At 66.0% G+C, this 733-nt stretch carries 2 protein-coding genes; both read left to right on the plus strand.

The window, feature by feature from the left end; all coding sequences use genetic code 11:
* Positions 1–190, plus strand: a 190-nt coding sequence (locus tag ELR45_RS36945) for a substrate-binding domain-containing protein (RefSeq protein WP_205856021.1), incomplete at its 5' end; no start/stop codon positions are given.
* Positions 191–466: 276 nt separating this feature from the next.
* A partial coding sequence (locus ELR45_RS36950) for a LysR family transcriptional regulator (protein ID WP_205856023.1) occupies positions 467–733 on the plus strand: 267 nt, incomplete at its 3' end.

Below are 733 nucleotides of genomic sequence, written 5' to 3' on the forward strand. Positions count from 1 at the left end.
ATTCGACGACATCTCCACTCTGCGCGACGTCAGCCCTGCGTTGACCACCGTCCAGATGCCGCTGGAGAAGGCCGGCTCGCTGGCACTCGTGCTCGCCCTCGACGCGACCCCGGACCAGCCGCCCCGGGTACACCGCCTCGCCGGCGAGGTCGTGGTCCGTCAGAGCACCCCGGAGCGGACGCGCTCCTGATCGACGCCTTGCAGGGCGACGAACGCCGCACAGGACGGCGGTCGCAGGGGCCGTTCACCGACGCTGTGCATGCGACCTGATCCATGTAGGACTCACCGATCCGCTCGGCCACGCGAGCGGACTCTGCGTCGACATCAGATGGGCCCTCGACCAGGTGGCCATTGATCAGTCCATACCGCATCAGCGACCGGGCCACTGCCAAGGTGGCAGCTCGGAACTCCCAAAGCCGGCCTCATATTTGTTAGTTTTAGTATTGCGAATACTTATGGAGGGCCAATGATCGAGATCCGGCATCTCGAACTCCTGCAGCAAGTCGCCGCGACGGGGTCGCTCTCGGCGGCGGCCCGGGAGCTCGGATTCTCCCAACCAGCGGCGAGTCAGCAGATGCGAGCCCTCGAGCGCACTGTGGGGACGCCTATCCTGCTCCGCGACCCGGGCAGCACCCGGCTGACCGAAGCCGGCGAGATACTGCTCCAGCACGCTGACGACATCCTGGCGCGGCTCTCCCTGGCAAAGAAAGAGATCGCCGCGATCACCGAGCTC

Origin of the sequence: Phytoactinopolyspora endophytica (assembly GCF_004138495.1) — a bacterium.
Classification (GTDB): Bacteria; Actinomycetota; Actinomycetes; order Jiangellales; family Jiangellaceae; genus Phytoactinopolyspora; species Phytoactinopolyspora endophytica.